We start from the raw sequence: 18,704 nt of genomic DNA, 5'->3' as shown, positions 1-18,704 counted from the left end.
GCGGCCTCCGCGTTACCCGCCTGCCGGCGGACTCCTTGACAGCCAAAGTGTTAGCGCTCACAATTAACCCAGCCCGTGGTTCGGCGGGCACGTTATTGGAGGATTTCATGGACGTCACAGCAGACGGCACCGAGAACTTTGTCATCGGGGTGGACTACGGCACCCTCTCCGGCCGGGCGGTGGTGGTGCGTGTGCGCGACGGCAAGGAACTCGGCAGCGCGGTCTTCGACTACCCGCACGCCGTCCTGACCGACGCCCTCCCCACCGACACGGCCGGCGCCGACGCCGCCCGGCTCCCGGGGGACTGGGCACTGCAGGTTCCCAACGACTACCGCGACGTCCTGCGGCACGCGGTCCCCGCCGCCGTCGCCGACGCCGGGATTGATCCGGCCGCCGTCGTCGGAATCGCCACCGACTTCACCGCCTGCACCATGGTGCCGGTCAAGGCCGACGGAACACCGCTGAACGAACTGCCGGAATTCGCCAACAGCCCGCACGCCTACGTCAAGCTCTGGCGGCACCACGCGGCGCAGCCGCAGGCAGACCGGATCAACGCCCTGGGCCGGGAGCGCGGCGAGGAATGGCTGCCGCGCTACGGCGGGCTGATCTCCTCGGAATGGGAATTCGCCAAGGGCCTCCAGCTCCTGGAGGAAGCCCCCGAGGTCTACGCCGCCATGGACCGCTGGGTGGAGGCGGCCGACTGGATTGTCTGGCAGCTGTGCGGAAACTACGTCCGGAACGCCTGCACAGCCGGCTACAAGGGCATCTACCAAGACGGCAAATACCCGTCCGATGACTACCTCGCCGCCTTGAACCCGGGCTTCCGGGACTTCGTCAGCAGCAAACTGGAGCACACGATCGGCCGGCTCGGCGACGCCGCCGGCTACCTCACGGCCGAGGCCGCCGCCTGGACCGGCCTGCCCGAGGGAATCGCCGTCGCCGTCGGCAACGTGGACGCGCACGTCACCGCCCCGGCCGCCCGCGCCGTGGAACCCGGACAACTGGTCGCGATCATGGGCACCTCCACCTGCCACGTCATGAACGGAGCTGAACTGAGCGAGGTACCGGGCATGTGCGGCGCGGTCGACGGCGGAATCGTGGACGGACTCTGGGGCTACGAGGCCGGCCAGAGCGGCGTGGGCGACATCTTCGGCTGGTTCACCGGCAACGGGGTCCCGCCCGAATACCACGATGCCGCGGCCCGCCGGGGTCTCGGCATCCACGAATACCTCACCGAACTCGCCTCGCGCCAGGCAATCGGCGCGCACGGTCTGATCGCCCTGGACTGGCACTCGGGCAACCGATCGGTGCTGGTGGACCACGAGCTGTCCGGCGTCATCGTCGGCCAGACACTTGCCACCCGCCCCGAAGACACCTACCGGGCCCTGCTGGAGGCGACGGCGTTCGGCACCCGCACCATCGTGGACGCCTTCCGGGACTCGGGGGTACCTGTCCGCGAGTTCACCGTGGCCGGCGGCCTGATCAAGAACCAGCTGTTGATGCAGATCTACGCCGACGTCACCGGCCTCCCGCTCTCCACGATCGGATCCACCCAGGGCCCGGCGCTGGGCGCGGCAATCCACGCGGCAGTCGCCGCGGGCCACTACCCCGACGTCCGGTCCGCCGCCGTTGCCATGGGCGCCGAACCCGGGGCGGTCTACACGCCGATCCCGGAAAACGTGGCCGCCTACGAGGAACTCTTCCGCGAATACCGGACCCTGCACGACTACTTCGGCAGGGGAGCCAACGAGGTCATGCACCGGCTCAAGGCGATCCAGCGCAGGGCCGCCGCACCGCTGCTGTCCGCCGGAGTCCCGGCATGAGCGCCGGAGCGGAGGGCCTGCCGGAAACCATCGCCCGGCTCCGCCGGGAGGTCTGCTCCCTGCACGCCGAACTGACCCGGTACGAACTGGTGGTCTGGACCGCCGGGAACGTCTCCGCCCGGGTCCCCGGCCATGCCCTCATGGTGATCAAGCCCTCCGGCGTCTCCTACGATGAGCTGACCCCTGAACTCATGGTGGTCACGGACCTGTACGGCACCCCTGTGACCTCCGCCGAGACCGGCTCCGCTGCACAGGACGGCTCCATGGCGCAGTGGCAGAACCCGGACCTCACGCCGTCGTCGGACACCGCCGCGCATGCATACGTCTACCGGCATATGCCGGAGGTGGGCGGTGTGGTCCACACCCACTCCACCTACGCCACCGCGTGGGCGGCCCGGGGCGAAGCGATCCCCTGCGTGCTGACCATGATGGGGGACGAATTCGGCGGCAGCATCCCAGTGGGGCCGTTCGCCCTGATCGGCGACGACGCGATCGGCCGCGGGATCGTCGAGACCCTGTCCGGCTCGCCCTCGCCGGCGGTGCTGATGCAGAACCACGGACCCTTCACCATCGGCAAGGATGCCCGCGCGGCGGTCAAGGCCGCCGTGATGTGTGAAGAGGTGGCCCGCACCGTGCACATTTCGCGCCAGCTCGGTGAACCGCTGCCGATCGACCAGGCCCAGATCGAGGCCCTGCACGACCGCTACCAGAACGTCTACGGCCGCTAGGGCCGGGACCAGCCCAAGAATTTCCAGGAGAATCCCATGACCCACGCCCACAACACCTCCCTTGAGCCCTATGAGGTCTGGTTCCTCACCGGCAGCCAGCACCTCTATGGCGAGGCCGTCCTCAAGCAGGTGGCGGAGCAGTCGCAGGAAATCGCCCGCCAGCTCAACGGCTCCTCCGACGTCCCGGTCCGGGTGGTCTGGAAGCCGGTGCTGACCGACTCGGATGCGATCCGGCGGACCGCCCTCGAAGCGAACTCCGACGACGCGGTAATCGGTGTTACCGCCTGGATGCACACCTTCTCGCCGGCGAAGATGTGGATCCAGGGCCTGGACCTGCTGCGCAAGCCGCTGCTCCACCTGCACACCCAGGCCAACGTGGAGCTTCCCTGGGCGGACATCGACTTCGACTTCATGAACCTGAATCAGGCCGCGCACGGCGACCGCGAGTTCGGCTACATCCAGTCCCGGCTGGGCATTCCGCGCAAAACGGTGGTGGGCCACGTGTCCAACCCCGAGGTCACCCGCCAGGTGGGGGTGTGGCAGCGCGCCTCGGCTGGGTGGGCGGCGGTGCGGACCCTGAAACTCACCCGCTTCGGGGACAACATGCGCAACGTCGCCGTCACCGAGGGCGACAAGACCGAGGCCGAACTGCGCTTCGGCGTCTCAGTCAACACTTGGTCCGTCAACGAGCTCGCCGACGCCGTGCACGGCGTCGCGGAGTCCGACGTCGACGCGCTGGTTGCCGAGTACGAGCGGCTCTACGAGGTGGCCGCCGAGCTGAAAACCGGGGGAGCGCGGCACGAGTCGCTGCGCTACAGCGCCCGGATTGAACTGGGGCTGCGGCACTTCCTGGAAACCAACGGGTCCGCGGCGTTCACCACCTCCTTCGAGGACCTGGGCGCGCTGCGGCAGCTGCCCGGCATGGCCGTCCAGCGGCTGATGGCGGACGGCTACGGCTTCGGCGCCGAGGGTGACTGGAAGACCGCGCTGCTGGTCCGCGCGGCCAAGGTCATGGGCGCCGGACTGCCCGGCGGCGCCTCCCTGATGGAGGACTACACCTACCACCTCACCCCCGGCCAGGAGAAGATCCTGGGCGCCCACATGCTGGAGGTCTGCCCCTCGCTGACCGCCTCGAAGCCGCGGGTCGAAATCCACCCGCTCGGCATCGGCGGCAAGGACGACCCTGTCCGGATGGTCTTCGACACGGACGCCGGGCCCGGCGTCGTGGTGGCGCTCTCGGATATGCGCGACCGCTTCCGCCTGGTCGCAAACGCCGTCGACGTCGTGGACCTGGACGAACCGCTGCCCAAGCTGCCCGTGGCGCGCGCCCTGTGGTCGCCCAAGCCGGACTTCGCCACCTCCGCCACGGCGTGGCTGACCGCCGGCGCGGCCCACCACACCGTGCTGACCACCGCCGTCGGCATGGACGTGTTCGAGGATTTCGCCGAGATCGCCCGCACCGAACTGCTCGCGATCGACGAGGGCACCACGATCAAGCAGTTCAAGAAGGAACTGAACTGGAACGCGGCGTACTACCGGCTGGCCGGCGGGCTGTGACCTGGACCGACCACCGGATCCAGGCCGGCGGCTACAGCGCCGTCTTCACCGCGCGGGCCGGCGCGCTGCGCCAGTTGCGGCACGGGGACCGCGACCTGGTGCTTCCGTTCCCGGCCGGCGGACCGATCCCGGACTTCCGGGGCATCATCGCCGCCCCCTGGCCGAACCGGATCGCCGACGGCCGCTACAGTTTCGACGGCGAAAGCCACCGGTTGCCGGTCAACGAGCCCGGGCGCGGCTGCGCCCTGCACGGCCTGGCCCTCGGCCAGGACTGGATAGCCGAAGCCCGCAGGGAGTCCTCGCTGGTGCTCTCCTGCACCCTCGGCCCGGCGCCGGGCTACCCTTTCGCGGTCCGGCTCACCGCCGGCTATTGGCTGGACGGGGACGGCCTGCACGCCGAGGTGACGGCAAGCAACGCCGGGGACCGGGCCGCGCCGTACGGAGTCTGCCCGCACCCCTACCTGCTGGCCGGCCCCGCACCGCTGGATGAATGGACCCTGGAATTCCGGGCCGACACCTTCCTGGCCGCCGATCCGGAACGCCGCCTGCCCGCCGGGCGGCAGCCGGTGCGCGGGCACGCCTACGACTTCAATACCCCGCGCCCCATCGGCGCGACGATGATCGACGACGCCTTCACCGGGCTGGGCTTCGACGACGGCGGCTGCACCCGGCTTCTCGTCCGGGATCCCGGCGGCGGCGGCGTTGGCATGTCCTGGGACCGGAACCTGCCCTGGCTGCAGCTCTACACCGGCGACACCGGACCGCCCAGACCCGGCAGGGCCGGGCTCGCCGTCGAACCGATGAGCTGCCCGCCGGATGCTTTCAACAGCGGGGACGACCTCGTGCGGCTCGAGCCGGGGGAGTCGCACCGGGCCTCGTGGAGCATCTTCGCCGTGTAGCTTCGGACGCCGCCGGGCGGCCGGCGGGATGACCCGCCCGCCTTCCCGATTTCACCTCTCCCATTTCCGCCTCACCCAATCCGCGTTAAGGACCACACCATGACCAGCAGCACCAGCCGCGCCGCTGCCCCCGCATCGCGGACGGCGGTCAGCAGCACCCGCCTCGCGGACGGGCGGGAACTGCTCTACTTCGACGACGGCACCACCCCGCAGCAGCGCCGCACGGAAGACACCCGCGGGCTGCCCCCGCGGGGCCCCTCGGGGGAGGTCCGCTTCGACGCGCTGACCGGCGAGTGGGTGGCCGTGGCGGCCCACCGCCAGCACCGGACGCACCTGCCGCCGGCGGACGAATGTCCGCTCTGCCCGAGCACACCGGGCCGGCCCTCGGAGATCCCGGCGCCCGACTACGACGTCGTCGTCTTCGAAAACCGCTTCCCCTCGCTGGGGCCGGACCTCGCCGCCGCGCCGGTCGCGCCCGGCTGGGGCACCCGTGGGACTGCCGGCGGCCGCTGCGAAGTGGTGGCGTTCACCCCCGACCACACCGGCGCCTTCGCCAAGCTGGGCACCCGGCGGGTCCGCACCGTGATCGACGCCTGGGCGCACCGCACCGAGGCCCTCAGCGCGCTGCCCGGGGTCCAGCAGGTGTTCTGCTTCGAAAACCGCGGCCAGGACATCGGCGTGACGCTGCACCACCCGCACGGGCAGATCTACGCCTACCCCTACCTCACACCGCGGGCCGCGGTGATGGCCAGGGCCGCCGAGGCCTTCCTCGCGGCCACGGGACAAACCCTCACCGGACACATCCTGGCCGGGGAGCGGGCGGACGGCTCGCGGATGCTGGTCGAAGGTGAGCACTTCAGCGCCTATGTCCCGTTCGCGGCACGCTGGCCGCTCGAAATCCACCTCGTCCCGCACCGCCAGGTGCCCGACCTCGCGGCGCTGAACGGCGCCGAACGCGACGAACTCGCCGTCATATACCCGGATCTCCTGGGCCGCCTCGACGGTTTATACGGCACCCCGACGCCGTACATCAGCGCCTGGCACCAGGCCCCGGTGGACCCGGCCCTGCGCCGCTCCGGTTACCTCCAGCTGCAGATCACCTCACCGCGGCGGGCCGCGGACAAGCTCAAATTCCTCGCCGGCTCCGAGGCCGCGATGGGCGCCTTCATCAACGACACCACACCGGAACAGGTCGCCGCCGCGCTGCGCGCCACCGCGGCAGGCAGGACAGGAACGCCATGACACCGACGGACACGGCCGGCACCGCCGGCGCGGCAGCGGTTGCCGTCGCCTTCACGGCGCACTTCGGGCACGCCCCGGACGGGCTGTGGCAGGCTCCGGGGCGGGTCAACCTGATCGGCGAGCACACCGACTACAACGAGGGCCTGGTCCTGCCGTTCGCCATCGACCGGACGACGACGGTCGCCGTCGCCGCCCGCAGCGACCGCCGCGTGCTGCTGGCCTCCGCGTTCGGCGCCGCGGCGCCGGTCGAGTTCGACCTCGACACCTTTAACCCCGAGACGTTCGAGCCGGGGCCCGCGGGGGCCTGGGCCGCCTATCCAGCCGGCGTTGCCTGGGAGCTCGAACGCGCCGGGGTGTCCGTGCCGGGGTTCGAACTGTTCGTTTCCTCCGACGTCCCGGTCGGCGCGGGACTGTCTTCCTCGGCGGCGCTGGAATGCGCCGTCGCATCCGCCCTCGCCGCCCTGGCCGGGGCGGATCTGGCCGCCACCGATCTGGCGGACATCGGCCGCCGCGCGGAGAACAACGTCGTCGGCGCCCCCACCGGGATCATGGACCAGTACGCTTCCATGCTGGGCGCCGAGGACTGCGCGGTGTACCTGGACTGCCGCGACGGCAGTTTCGCCCGGGTCCCGCTGGGGCTGGAGGAGGCAGGGTTGGTGTGCCTGGTGATCGACACCAAGGTCTCCCATGCCCACGCCAGCGGCGGCTACGCGGCGCGCCGGGCTTCCTGCGCCCGGGGCGCGGAACTGATGGGCGTGGCCGCCCTGCGGGACCTCGGCGCCGCCGATCTTCCCCGGGCCGAAAGTATTCTCGACGGGGAAACCTTCCGGAGGGTCCGCCACATCGTCCATGAAAACGAGCGGGTGGCGCGGACCGCCGGGCTGCTGGAGAGCCGGGGCGCCGCCGCGATCGGCGCGCTGCTGGATGCGAGCCACCGCTCCATGCGCGACGATTTCGAGATTTCCTGCCCGGAACTGGACCTCGCGGTGGACACCGCCCGCGCCGCCGGAGCCATCGGGGCCCGGATGACCGGCGGCGGCTTTGGCGGCTCCGCGATTGCGCTGGTTCCCGGGCCCGATATCGGCCGCGTGGAAGAGGCCGTGCAGCAGGCCTTTGCCGGGCACGGATTCCGGGCCCCGGACATCTTTGCGGTGCGGGCCGCCGCCGGAGCACGCCGGCTCTGAAAACGCAGGCTCTGGAAACGCAGGCTCTGGAAATGCAAGGCCTTCACTCGCCGTGGACGGCGCTCTGCCTCTGTTCCGAGCGGTCGAGGTAGGCCAGCAGGAGGTCCGCCGCGCGGTCCGGGCGGCCGGCTTCCAGCGCGGCGCAGATCTGCTCATTGTCGTCCAGATAACTGCGGTAGAAGTGCGCGTCCACGGTGGCCTTGTGGAAAAACAGCCGCATCTCGGCGAGGACCTGCGACATGATCGTATCCAGCCGCCGGCTTCCGGCCAGCGCCACAATCGCGCGGTGGAAGTGCTGGTTCGCCGTGCCCAGCGCCTCCTCATCGTCGGCCGCCGCCGCGGCCTTTCCTTCCTCAACCGCGGCGCGGACCGCGGCCACCTGCTCCGGGCTGCCCCCGCCGCGCAGCCCCGCAACCTCGATGGCGCGCCGCACGGTATAGACGTCGTGGATGTCGCCGGGGGCCAGGCTGGCCACGAAGACTCCGCGGTTGGGCTGCCGGACCACCAGGCGCTCCGCGGCCAGTTCGGCGAAGGCCTCGCGCACGGTGTTGCGTGAGACGCCGAGGTCTTCGGCAATCGTCGACTCGGTCAGCCGGGTGCCCGGCAGCAGCAGTCCGTCGGCCAGTTGCTGGCGGAGTTCGGCCGCCACCCGGTCCGCCACCGTGGGGACGGCGATGCGCAGCCGCGCCGCGGCCGCCAAGGCGCGGGGGCCGGCGTCGGAAGTCGTCATAGTGCCGAATCTACACGATTGCCCCCGGAAAGAATCGTCGGATTGTTGAACAATCCGACGCAATGGTGCATCCTAAGAGGGGGCCAAGCACTGAGACGAGGATCACAAATGGCACACACCGGACTGAACACCATCGACCTGAACAGCGACGTCGGCGAGTCCTACGGACGCTGGAGCCTCGGCGATGACACCGCGATGTTCCGCTCCGTGTCGAGCGCCAATGTGGCCTGCGGATTCCACGCCGGGGACCCCAGCGTCATCCGCCGGACCTGCCGCGAGGCGGTCGCCGCCGGCGTCATGATCGGCGCCCACGTCGGCTACCGAGACCTGGCGGGCTTCGGCCGCCGCTTCCTCGACATCGACCCCAACGAACTGGCGGACGACGTCGTTTACCAGATCGGTGCGCTGCAGGCCCTGGCCGCCGCGGAGGGCGGCCGGGTCACCTACGTCAAGCCGCACGGCGGCCTGTACAACGCGATCGTCGCGCACACCGCGCAGGCTCGGGCCGTCGTCGACGCGGTGAAGTCCGTGGATCCGAACCTGCCCATCCTGGGCCTGCCGGGCTCGGAAGTGCTCCGCCTGGCCGAGGCGGCCGGGCTCCGGGCGGTCACCGAAGCCTTCGCGGACCGCGCCTACAACCGCGACGGCACCCTGGTCTCCCGCACCCTCCCCGGAGCCGTGCTGCATGACCACACCGAGGTCACCGAACATGTCCTCCGGATGGCCACCGACTCCGCCGTCCGCACCATCGACGGCTCCATCCTGAAAATCCGGGCCGAAAGCATCTGCGTCCACGGCGACTCCCCGGGAGCCGTAGCCATGGCGGCCGCGGTTCGCGAGGCGCTTAGCGCTGCCGGCATCGGAACCGCCTCATTCATCTAGCAACACCCCCAAACAGCCTCACCGGCGCTGCGTTTTAAGCCCGGTGCGACTTCAGCACACCCACCCAGCACAGGCAGCACCCGCATCTGGAGGAACATCATGACCGCACCGCACCAGGCCGCTCCGGCCGCCAGCAAGAGGGCCGGCAAAAAGAACCTGCCCCCGGGCGCCCTCAAGGCCTACATCGCAAGCCTCACCGGCACCTCGCTGGAGTACTACGACTTCGCGATCTACTCCGTGGCGTCGGCGCTGATCTTCCCCAAGATCTTCTTCCCGGTGGGGGATGAGCTGGTCGGCCTGCTGCTGTCCTTCTCCACCTTCGCCGTCGGCTACCTGGCCCGCCCGATCGGCGGCGTCATCTTCGGCCGGCTCGGCGACAAGATCGGCCGCAAGCACGTCCTGGTGGTCACACTGATGCTCATCGGCGTCGCCACCGTCCTGATCGGTGTGCTGCCCGACTACTCCGCCATCGGCGTCGCGGCCCCGGCGATCCTGGTGCTGCTGCGCCTGGCGCAGGGCATCGGCGTCGGCGGCGAATGGGGCGGGGCCGTCCTGCTCTCCAGCGAGTTCGGCGACGCCCGCAAGCGCGGTTTCTGGTCCTCGGCCGCCCAGATCGGCCCGCCCGCCGGCAACCTGATGGCCAACGGTGTGCTGGCCCTCCTCGCGGCAACCCTCAGTAACGAGGCGTTCCTGTCCTGGGGCTGGCGCGTGGCCTTCCTCGCCTCCGCCCTGCTGGTGGTCTTCGGCCTCCTGATCCGCCTCAAGCTTGAGGAAACCCCCGTCTTCAAAGCCATCCAGGCCCACGGCGAGGCCCCTAAGGCCCCCATCAAGGAGGTCTTCACCAAGGAACCCCGCGCGCTGCTGGCAGCCGCCCTGTCGCGCATCTGCCCCGACGTGCTCTACTCCCTCTTCACGGTCTTCGTCGCCCTCTACGCCACCAAGCAGCTGGGCATGACCACCGGCAACGTCCTCGGCGCCATCCTGATCGGCTCGGCCTTCCAGCTCGCCCTGATCCCGGCCGCCGGCGCGCTCACGGACCGCTTCAACCGCCGCCTCGTCTACGGCATCGCCGCCGTCGGCACGGCCGTCTACATCCCGCTGTTCTTCCTGATGATCCAGGGCAAGTCCGTGCTGATGCTCACCCTCGGCGTCGTGATCGGCCTCGCCTTCCACGCGTTCATGTACGGCCCGCAGGCCGCCTACATCACCGAGCAGTTCCCGGCCCGGCTGCGCTACGCCGGCAGCTCGCTGGCCTACACCCTGGCCGGCGTGATCGGCGGCGCCGTCGCCCCGCTGATCTTCACCGCGCTCTACGCCGCCACCGGCAACTGGTTCCTGATCGCCGGCTACCTCGCGGTCTCCGCCGTGGTGACGGTGGTGGGCCTGGCGATCGGCCGGAACCCGCAGACAGCCGAGGAAGAGCGGCTGCTGCAGGAAGCCCGCGCCTAAGCGGCGCGGACCCTGGAGACGGCGGCAATGATGGAGGCAGCAATGGAAACGGTGGCAACGCGGCAGTCGGCCGTCCACAAAGTGAACGCGGTGCGGGCGGTGGGCACCCGCGCGGTGCTCGCAGAACTCACCGGCACCGAAGGCGTGCTGGCGCTGCAGGCACTGCTCCTCGAGCACCCGTTGCCCGGGCAGCTGGACGTGCTCGCCGCCGCCGAAACCGTCATGGTCACCGCCGACTCGCCCGTCGCCGCCCGCCGGATCGCCGCGCAGCTGCTGCAGCTCGACCTCACCGCCCCGGTGCAGCGCGACGGCGGCCTGGTGGTCATCGACACCGTGTACGACGGCGCGGACCTCGCCGAAGTGGCGGAGCTGACCGGCCTCGGGATCGAGGGCGTGATCGCCGCCCATTGCCGCCAGCAGTGGACCGTGGCCTTCGCGGGCTTCGCCCCGGGATTCGGCTACCTCGTTGGGGAGAACGAGGCCCTCAACGTGCCCCGCCGCAGTTCCCCGCGCACCGCGGTGCCCGCAGGTGCCGTGGCGCTGGCCGGAACCTACTCGGCCGTCTACCCGCGCCGCTCACCCGGCGGCTGGCAACTGATCGGCCACACCGCCGCCCGGATGTGGGACCTGGACCGCGAGCAGCCCGCCCTGGCCGCACCCGGCCACCGGATCCAGTTCCGCGCGGTCCGCGAGACCGTGGCGCTTGCCCCGGAACCCCGGACTGAAACCCCCGCGCCGGAGGTGACTTCCGGACTCCGGATCGTCTCGCCCGGCCTGCAGAGCCTGATCCAGGACCTCGGACGCCACGGCCACTCCGGACTGGGTGTTTCCGTCGCCGGAGCCCTGGACCGCGCCTCGCTGCGCCGCGCCAACCGCCTCGTCGGCAACGCGCCGTCGGCCGCCGTCATTGAGACCGTGGCCGGCGGACTGACCGTCCAGGCCGTCGGGGACCAGGTCCTGGCTGTCGCCGGGGCGCCGTCGGAACTGGCCATCACCACCCCCGGCAGTCGTGACGCGGAGCCCGACCGCCGTACCGTGCCGATAGCCACGCCCTTCGCCCTGCTTGACGGCGAGACACTGGGCATCGGCGCGCCGGAGAGCGGCTTCCGCAGCTACCTCGCGGTCCGCGGCGGCGTGGATGCCGCCCCGGTCCTCGGCAGCCGGGCCACCGACACGATGTCCGGGATCGGCCCGGCGCCGCTGACCGCGGGGCAGCTCCTGCCCTCCGGCGGCGACTCCGAGTCCGGCGTCGTCGGCCACCCGGAACTGCAGCCTGAGTTCCCCGGCACCGGGGTGACCGTGCTCGACGTCGTCCCCGGGCCGCGCGCTGACTGGTTCGACGCCGAGGCGCTGGAGTCGCTCACCGCCCAGGAATGGCAGGTCAAGCCGCAGTCGAACCGGGTGGGCATGCGGCTCGACGGAACGCCGCTGCAACGTAGCCGGGATGGGGAGTTGGCCAGCGAAGGCACCGTCGCCGGCGCCCTCCAGGTCCCGCCCGAAGGTTTGCCGGTGCTGTTCCTGGCCGATCACCCGATCACCGGCGGCTACCCGGTGATCGCCGTCGTCGTCGACACGCAGCTGGACCTTGCAGCGCAGGTGCCGATCGGCGGCCGGATCCGCCTCCGCTGGGCTGAGTCCGGCAGCACCGGAGCCGCCACCACCGACCACACCCCCGCCGAACAAGCCCCCGACGAAGAAGTGAGTAACTGATGCGCAAGGTCCTGATCGCCAACCGCGGCGAAATCGCCGTCCGGATCGCCCGGGCCTGCGACGACGCCCAACTGGCGTCCGTCGCCGTCTACGCGGACATCGACGCCGACGCCCTGCACGTCTCCGCGGCGGACGAGGCCTTCGCCCTGGGCGGCAATTCGCCCGCCGACACCTACCTGAACATCCCCAAACTGCTGGCCGCCGCCGCCGAATCCGGCGCCGACGCCATCCACCCCGGCTACGGCTTCCTGTCCGAGAACGCCGACTTCGCCCAGGCGGTCCTCGACGCCGGACTGACCTGGATCGGGCCCGCGCCCGACGCCATCCGGCTGCTTGGCAACAAGATCACCGCCCGCGAAACCGCCGTCCGAGCCGGGGCGCCCCTCGTGGCCGGCAGCGACGGCCCAGTCGATTCCGCGGCCGAAGCCCGCGCCTTCGCCGAGCAGCACGGACTGCCGATCGCGATCAAGGCGGCATTCGGCGGGGGCGGGCGCGGCATGAAGGTGGTCCGCGCGCTCGACGAAATCGAGGAGGCCTTCGACTCCGCCGTCCGCGAGGCCGTCGCCGCCTTCGGACGCGGGGAATGCTTCGTGGAGCGCTACCTCGACCGGCCGCGCCACGTCGAAGCCCAGGTCCTGGCGGACACCCACGGGAACGTCGTCGTCGTCGGAACCCGCGACTGCTCGCTGCAGCGCCGGCACCAGAAACTCGTCGAGGAAGCCCCCGCACCCTTCCTCACGAAGGAGCAGACCGGCCAGATCTATCAGGCGTCCAAGGCCGTCTGCCGGGAAGCCCGCTACTCCGGCGCCGGCACGGTGGAATTCCTCGTCGCCGCGGACGGCACGGTCGCGTTCCTGGAGGTCAACACCCGCCTGCAGGTGGAGCACCCCATCACCGAGGAAACCACCGGGATCGACCTGGTCCAGGAGCAGTTCCGCATCGCGGCCGGGGAGCCGCTGCGCTTCACCGGGGACCCGGCGCCCCGCGGCCACTCCTTCGAATTCCGGCTCAACGCCGAGGACGTGGGCCGCGGCTTCCTCCCCTCGCCGGGCACCGTTGCCGAGTTCTCCGGCCCCACCGGCCCGGGGATCCGGCTCGACTCCGGCGTCCGCTCCGGCTCGTTCGTCCCTCCGCAGTTCGACTCGCTGCTAGCAAAGCTCATCGTCACTGGCGCGGACCGGCAGCAGGCCCTGCGCCGCGCCCGCCGTGCCCTCGCGGAGCTCAGCATCACCGGGGTGGCCACCGTGCTGCCGTTCCACCGGGCCGTGCTGGAGTCCCCGGACTTCACGTCCGAGGCCGGCCTGGGAATCCACACCCGCTGGATTGAGACCGATTTCGCGGACAGGATTCCTGCCGACCCCGCCTACAGCACCACGGCGCCCGACGGCCAACGCCGCACCATCACGGTCGAGGTCGACGGCAAGCGTCTCGCCGTCGGCCTGCCGGCTGATTTGCTGGACGGGTGGGCCCGGTCCGGCCGGACACTGCCCGGCGGGACCTTGCCTGCCGGGGTGTCGCTGGAGGGCTCGCGGGGAACCGCGTCCGACGACGGCGCTGCCGCGCCCGCAGATCCGGGGGAACTGCGGGCCGATATGGCAGGAACCGTGGTGAAGTGGCTCGTCGAACCGGGGGCCGAAGTTACAGCCGGGGACCCCGTCGTCGTGCTCGAAGCGATGAAAATGGAGACCCAGGTCGCCGCGCACCGGGACGGAACCGTGACCGACGTCCGGGCCGAAGCCGGCGGCGTGGTCACTGCCGGAGCGGTGCTGGCGCTGATCGGTTAGCCACGGGACATGCCCACCGCCCGGGCCGGCGGGTGGACATATTGCCACTGTGTCCAACCCCGGAGCTCAGGGCTGGGCATGCTCGTCGTTCAAGGGGCCGCCGGACGGGCTTTTCTGTCGCACCGCCGGGCAATCCGGCCCTACCGCCCCGCGCGTCCCGGGAACATAATCGGCGGTATCAACCCCGTACGGAGAATGGAAGGCGGCAGCCATGTCTGTCTACACGCTTGGAATCTGGCTGGTCCACCCGGGACGCGAGAATGATTTTGTGCAGGCCTGGCGGGATTTGGCGAGAAAAACGCAGGAGGACTACCCCAACGCCAAGGCGGTGCTCATGCACGACCATGACGTCAGGAACCGGTTCATCAGCACCGGACCCTGGGAGTCCCTCGAACAGATTGAACAGTGGCGGGCATCAGCCACCTTCATCCAGGAGGTGGAGGCAATGCGCGAGATGCTGGAGCACTTCGAATCGCGGACGCTCGACGAGGCAGCCAGCATCGGCTGAGGGCATCTCCGGCGGCGGGTGGCGGGGTCGCCGCCGCCGGGCCGCAGCCGTCGGGCGGCCATCGAGGAACCTGTCACCGACGGCCGCAGCGGGTCTTCCGGCCCCTGCGCCGGGCCGAGGCTTACGCGTCCGAACCGGAACCGGGCGTCTCAAGATGCCAGGCCTTGGTCCAGGTAGCCACCACCGAAACCCCGCCCCCGTGATCGCGGTCCGTTACGACGTCGATCTCCGACGGCGCCGCCCCCATCTCCAGGAGTTTTCGCCGGTACCCGGCCACGGTCTCCGCCAGGCTTTCCTCCGTCCATTCCCCGGGACGGATGCGGGTCGAAATCTCTACTGGTTCGGACTGCTCTGTGGTCACTTGTCCTCCTGGGTTCTTCCTGCCGTCAGCTGCTTATACCGGCCCCCTACGCCGGGTAGGAGGCCTGATGTTTCCCACGCTAGACCCTCCCTGGTGACGGCGGCAGCCCCTCGCCGGATCGACCTCGGGGCCGCCCCTCCAGTTCACCCGGACGGACGGCCCGCAGGCCGTGGATCAGGCGAACAGCAGCTCGCCGATGAAGCCGCCCTCGCGGCATCCCGGCGGGACGGCGAACACGGCCGAACCGACCGGCGTCGTCCATAGATTGAGCATGTCCGCTTCAGCGAGCCGGCGCTGGATGGGCGTGAACTGCTTCTTGACGTCGGCCTGGTAGGACACGAAGATCAGCCCCGAGTCCGAGACCCCTCCGGCGCCGGGGGCGGCGTCGTAGTTGTAGGCCCGGCGGAAGATCCGCTGCGAACTGTCTTCGGGCCGGGCACGGCGCAGGTGGGACACGTCGGAGATGAGCGGGAATCCGTGCCGGGACATCGCCGTGAAGTCCGGCTCATCGTGCTCCTGCTCCCCGGTCAGCGGCGCTCCGTTGGAGAGCCGGCGGCCCACCGCGTCCTCCCGGCCGACGCGGTCAACCTCATCCCACTTGTCCAGGTTCATCGCGATCCGGCGGATGACCACCGAGGTGCCGTTGTCCGTCCAGGCGGGGATATCGCCGCCGCCCCAGACCACGCGTTCGTGGTCCGTGCTGTCCGGGGCCGGGTTGGATGTCCCGTCCACCTGGCCGAAGAGGTTCCGCATGGTCGTCCCGGACTTCTCGCTGCCGTACGAACGCCGGAAACCGGTTTGCACCCAGCGCACGGTCGTGAAGCTGCGGCTGTCCTTGAGGAGCATCCGCTGGGCATGTGCCACGGTCACCGGATCGTCCGCACAGATCTGCAGCAGCAGGTCGCCGCCGGAGAACCCGGGCTGCAGCCGGTCGATGCTGAACGCGGGCAACGGCTTCAGCCAGCCCGGAGCCCGGGCGGGGGCCACCGCGGCCACCAGGCCGGGACCGAAGCCGAACGTGACCGTCAACCGTGCCGGGACCTGGGCGAGCTCCGCTTCCGTGTCCGCCAGGGCCGGGGTGCCGGCGCAGAGATTGGCGGCGTCGTCGCTGAGCAGCCGCAGCAGCGCTTTGACCCTGGCGCGCGTCGTCCCGGGCCGCAGATCGAGGGCGACGAAAACGCCGTGGGCCTGGGCGGGGGTGGTAATCCCCGCCTGCCGGTCACCGTAAAAGGCCACCGCCGTGCCGCCGTGGACCCTCTCCGCGGGTTCGTCCGGGGCCGGATTTCCGGTCAGCTGCCCGACGGCGGCCCCGGCGAACGGGGCGCCCGCGGCGGCCAGCGCCCCGAGCCCTACGGCGGCGCCGCCGAAAAGCAGTCCGCGCCGCGGGAGTTTCCGCGGTTCGCGCGGATCGTCACCGCCCGCGGGGGCGTCCGCCGGCTGCCGTTTCCCCATGCTCATTTCGAGGTCGACGACGGCGCGGGGCTGCTGGCGCCGCCGGTGGCCGACGCTCCGGAGGGCATTCCGGGGTCTTTGCCCTCGACGTAGTTCTCGTTGGCGCCGCTGAAATCTTTCGCCAACGCCGTGAACGTGAGGGTTCCGCCGCCGGCCAACGCCAGCGTGAACGTGACCTCGCTGCCCGCCGTGACCGGTGCGGTCAGCCCCATCAGCATGATGTGGTTGGCGCCGGGCTCCAGCCTCAGTTCGCCGCCCGCCGGGATCACAAAGCCGCCTTCCTTGGGCCGCATCTGCATTCCGCCGCTCGCGCCCGCAACGGTTTCGTGGAGCTCCACCTTGCGGGCCGCGGGGGTCGAGGCACCGGTGACGGTGACGTCGGCGCCGGTGGTGTTTTTGATGACGCCGAAGCCGCCGGTCATCCCGGAAGCGGCGGCTTTGACCCACGGCTGGCTAACCGTGAGGCCGGCCGCGCTGGCCGGGGTGGCAGTAACAGGTGCGGAGGGCGCCGAAGTGGACGCCGAAGGCGCGCAGCCGGTAAGGGCCAGGGATGCGGCCGCGAGGACGGAGAGGCCGGGGTAGGTGAACTTTTTGGACATGGTGGTACTCCTGAAGGGTTACGGGCGGCCACGGGCCTGCCCGAAAAAATGTTGGGGGCGGGGAATCGCACACCGGGCATGCTCCGCCGCGGGCACACAAAGGCGGCAGCACGGGCGAAAGCGGGCGCGGGGTCTGCCTGGCGGCCGCCCGCTGCGCCGGCTAGGGTGCAGCGTCAAGGGCGGCGGGCAGGTGACGTGTCCGGCCCCGAAACTGTCAGGCAGGGTGCCGGGCTTATCGGGTGACGGGACGGGCGCCTAGGATGCGATCGGAGCGGCGGGCGGCCCGCGGTGGCGCATCACCAGCAGCGGAACGCCGAGGTTGCGCAGCGGCTGCAGACGCCGGTTGGCGGGCCGGGTGACGGCGGCCGGCGGCTGGGGCAACGGCTGGAAGAGCGGCAGGAAGGCTGTCACGCGCAGGCGCAAAGCCTGGACCAGGCGGACGACGGTGACCTCGCCGCGGCGCAGGAGGGCGACCGTCAGGACGGCGGCAACGGCGTGCCCGGCCCACATCAGGGGCGAAGTGTGGTCCATGGCGGCGGAGACAGCCGTGCCGGCGGCCGGTTCGAGCGGCATCGAGTGCGCTGCGTGGCCGCTGGACGGAAGGGGGGAATGGCGCGGGGCCGCCGAGCCGCTGAAGAGCCAGTGGAAGAGACCCTGGCTGAGCAGGACGCCTGTTGCCAGCCGCCACAGGGACAACCCGCGGCCCGTAAGTGCGGTGCAGACCAGTCCGGACAGTGCCAGGGCCAGCACGAGCAGGGAAACTTCGGGAATGCTGCCGCCGGCCAGGACGTGGGACGTGGCGGCGAGCGAGGTCGCGACGACGGCGCCGATCCAGCCGCGGACCAGGCGCAGGGCAGGTGCCGTCATTCTTCCTCCTCACTCCCGCACCATTCTACAGGCCGTCGAAGACGGCTTTAGGGCGTCCGCGCAGCCGCCTGGGCGGGGCGATGCAGTAACGTCGTAATGCCAGCAGCTGTGTGCAGGAGACCGGGCGGGAGTTATGTGACACATCACCAGGAGCCAGCAGCGCAGTCCCGCGCGGAGGCTGCCGTCGGGAGGGCCAAGGAGGGACCGCTCTGGAAAGCGGTCAGCGCCGAGCTCCTGGCGGAGGTCCTCGCTGGCGCGTTTGCGGGCAGTTTCCCCGGCGAACTGGAACTGGCCCGGCGGTACGGCGTCAGCCGGGGCACCATCCGGGCCGCCCTGAAGCCCCTCCGCGACGCCGGGCACATCACCGCGCACCCCGGCAAGAAACCCACGGTGGTCGCCGGAAGAAGCACGGCTTACGGACCGATCTACAGCGTCCTGGCGTCCATCCGGGAGTCCGGGATGGAACACCGCAGCGTGGTCCTCGAACAGCACCTGGTGGTCAACGCGGAGGTGGCGGCCAAGCTCTCCCTGGCTCCGGACGTGGAGCTCTTTCACCTCTCGCGGGTCCGCCTCGCCGACGGCGAGCCGATCGGGCTGGACGAGGTCTGGCTCCCGGGCACCACCGCAGCGAAGCTCCTCGAGGCTGACTTCCGTGACGCATCCCTGTACGGCGAGCTCGACCGGCGCTGCGGCGTCGTGCTCGACGGCGGGGTGGAGCACCTCACCGCGGTGCCCGCCACCCCCGCCCAGGCTGCGCTGCTCGGCTGCCCGGAGGGCGCCCCACTGCTGCTGATTGAACGGACCGGCTGCCACCGGGCGCGCGACGTCGAGTTCCGGTGCAGCCACGTCCTGGGCGACCGGGTGGCTATTGCGACCGCTTTCGGCTGCAAGGCCACTCCGCGCTGACCCGGCCCGCCGACCCGGCCCCG

The 18,704-nt window shown here is 70.8% G+C and carries 17 protein-coding genes; 12 read left to right on the top strand and 5 right to left on the bottom strand.

Annotated elements, in window-relative coordinates:
* The first annotated feature begins 107 nt into the window (after positions 1–107).
* The 6 genes from araB (at position 108) to galK (ending at position 7,433) form a co-directional block, all read left to right on the top strand.
* Positions 108–1,823 carry a ribulokinase gene (araB, locus tag ABIN76_RS05425; RefSeq protein WP_346958704.1) on the top strand — a complete coding sequence of 572 codons (1,716 nt, stop codon included), beginning with the start codon at positions 108–110 and terminating at the stop codon, positions 1,821–1,823.
* The gene (locus ABIN76_RS05420) at positions 1,820–2,551 is read left to right on the top strand and encodes an L-ribulose-5-phosphate 4-epimerase (RefSeq protein WP_346958703.1); all 732 of its coding nucleotides are present in this window, start codon (positions 1,820–1,822) and stop codon (positions 2,549–2,551) included. Before araB ends, ABIN76_RS05420 begins: the two co-directional genes overlap by 4 nt.
* Positions 2,552–2,587: 36 nt before the next feature.
* Complete coding sequence (gene araA, locus ABIN76_RS05415; protein WP_346958702.1) at positions 2,588–4,108, top strand: L-arabinose isomerase; 1,521 nt, start codon at positions 2,588–2,590, stop codon at positions 4,106–4,108.
* Positions 4,105–5,007 (top strand): aldose 1-epimerase family protein, encoded by a 903-nt coding sequence (locus ABIN76_RS05410; RefSeq protein WP_346958701.1) that lies wholly within the window; start codon positions 4,105–4,107, stop codon positions 5,005–5,007. The genes araA and ABIN76_RS05410 overlap by 4 nt, the downstream gene beginning before the upstream one ends.
* A 99-nt stretch (positions 5,008–5,106) precedes the next feature.
* The gene (gene galT / locus ABIN76_RS05405) at positions 5,107–6,249 is read left to right on the top strand and encodes a galactose-1-phosphate uridylyltransferase (RefSeq protein WP_346958700.1); all 1,143 of its coding nucleotides are present in this window, start codon (positions 5,107–5,109) and stop codon (positions 6,247–6,249) included.
* Entirely contained in the window at positions 6,246–7,433 is a 1,188-nt protein-coding gene (gene galK, locus ABIN76_RS05400; protein WP_346958699.1) for a galactokinase, read from the top strand. Before galT ends, galK begins: the two co-directional genes overlap by 4 nt.
* A 43-nt stretch (positions 7,434–7,476) precedes the next feature.
* Here the strand turns inward: galK and ABIN76_RS05395 are convergent, their stop codons facing one another.
* The gene (locus ABIN76_RS05395) at positions 7,477–8,163 is read right to left on the bottom strand and encodes a GntR family transcriptional regulator (protein WP_346958698.1); all 687 of its coding nucleotides are present in this window, start codon (positions 8,161–8,163) and stop codon (positions 7,477–7,479) included.
* Between the two features lie 123 nt (positions 8,164–8,286).
* Here ABIN76_RS05395 and ABIN76_RS05390 point away from each other — a divergent pair, with 123 nt between their 5' ends.
* The 5 genes from ABIN76_RS05390 to ABIN76_RS05370 all read left to right on the top strand — a co-directional run bounded on the left by ABIN76_RS05390 (position 8,287) and on the right by ABIN76_RS05370 (position 14,496).
* Positions 8,287–9,045 (top strand): 5-oxoprolinase subunit PxpA, encoded by a 759-nt coding sequence (locus ABIN76_RS05390; protein WP_346958921.1) that lies wholly within the window; start codon positions 8,287–8,289, stop codon positions 9,043–9,045.
* A 99-nt stretch (positions 9,046–9,144) separates the two neighbouring features.
* On the top strand, positions 9,145–10,494 hold the full coding sequence (locus ABIN76_RS05385; protein ID WP_346958697.1) for an MFS transporter: 1,350 nt from the start codon (positions 9,145–9,147) through the stop codon (positions 10,492–10,494).
* Between the two features lie 27 nt (positions 10,495–10,521).
* Entirely contained in the window at positions 10,522–12,204 is a 1,683-nt protein-coding gene (locus tag ABIN76_RS05380; RefSeq protein ID WP_346958696.1) for a 5-oxoprolinase/urea amidolyase family protein, read from the top strand.
* Positions 12,204–13,988, top strand: coding sequence for a biotin carboxylase N-terminal domain-containing protein (locus tag ABIN76_RS05375; protein WP_346958695.1), 1,785 nt, complete (start codon positions 12,204–12,206; stop codon positions 13,986–13,988). Before ABIN76_RS05380 ends, ABIN76_RS05375 begins: the two co-directional genes overlap by 1 nt.
* Positions 13,989–14,199: 211 nt before the next feature.
* Entirely contained in the window at positions 14,200–14,496 is a 297-nt protein-coding gene (locus ABIN76_RS05370; RefSeq protein ID WP_346958694.1) for an antibiotic biosynthesis monooxygenase, read from the top strand.
* Positions 14,497–14,617: 121 nt separating this feature from the next.
* Here the strand turns inward: ABIN76_RS05370 and ABIN76_RS05365 are convergent, their stop codons facing one another.
* The 4 genes from ABIN76_RS05365 to ABIN76_RS05350 form a co-directional block, all read right to left on the bottom strand.
* A complete protein-coding gene (locus ABIN76_RS05365) occupies positions 14,618–14,857 on the bottom strand; it encodes a hypothetical protein (protein WP_346958693.1) in 240 nt (79 codons plus the stop codon).
* A gap of 174 nt (positions 14,858–15,031) precedes the next feature.
* Positions 15,032–16,309 (bottom strand): Dyp-type peroxidase, encoded by a 1,278-nt coding sequence (locus ABIN76_RS05360; RefSeq protein WP_346958692.1) that lies wholly within the window; start codon positions 16,307–16,309, stop codon positions 15,032–15,034.
* Positions 16,310–16,311: 2 nt separating this feature from the next.
* On the bottom strand, positions 16,312–16,908 hold the full coding sequence (locus ABIN76_RS05355; RefSeq protein WP_346958691.1) for a copper chaperone PCu(A)C: 597 nt from the start codon (positions 16,906–16,908) through the stop codon (positions 16,312–16,314).
* A 255-nt stretch (positions 16,909–17,163) separates the two neighbouring features.
* Positions 17,164–17,775: a hypothetical protein gene (locus ABIN76_RS05350; protein ID WP_346958690.1), complete on the bottom strand. Its 612-nt coding sequence runs from the start codon at positions 17,773–17,775 to the stop codon at positions 17,164–17,166.
* A 135-nt stretch (positions 17,776–17,910) separates the two neighbouring features.
* Here ABIN76_RS05350 and ABIN76_RS05345 point away from each other — a divergent pair, with 135 nt between their 5' ends.
* Entirely contained in the window at positions 17,911–18,681 is a 771-nt protein-coding gene (locus ABIN76_RS05345; RefSeq protein ID WP_346958689.1) for a GntR family transcriptional regulator, read from the top strand.
* Positions 18,682–18,704: the final 23 nt, after the last annotated feature.

This window comes from uncultured Arthrobacter sp. (assembly GCF_964021775.1).
Classification (GTDB): Bacteria; Actinomycetota; Actinomycetes; order Actinomycetales; family Micrococcaceae; genus Arthrobacter.
Note: the sequence above shows the minus strand (reverse complement) of the source record. Positions and strands in the feature narration are given on the sequence as shown.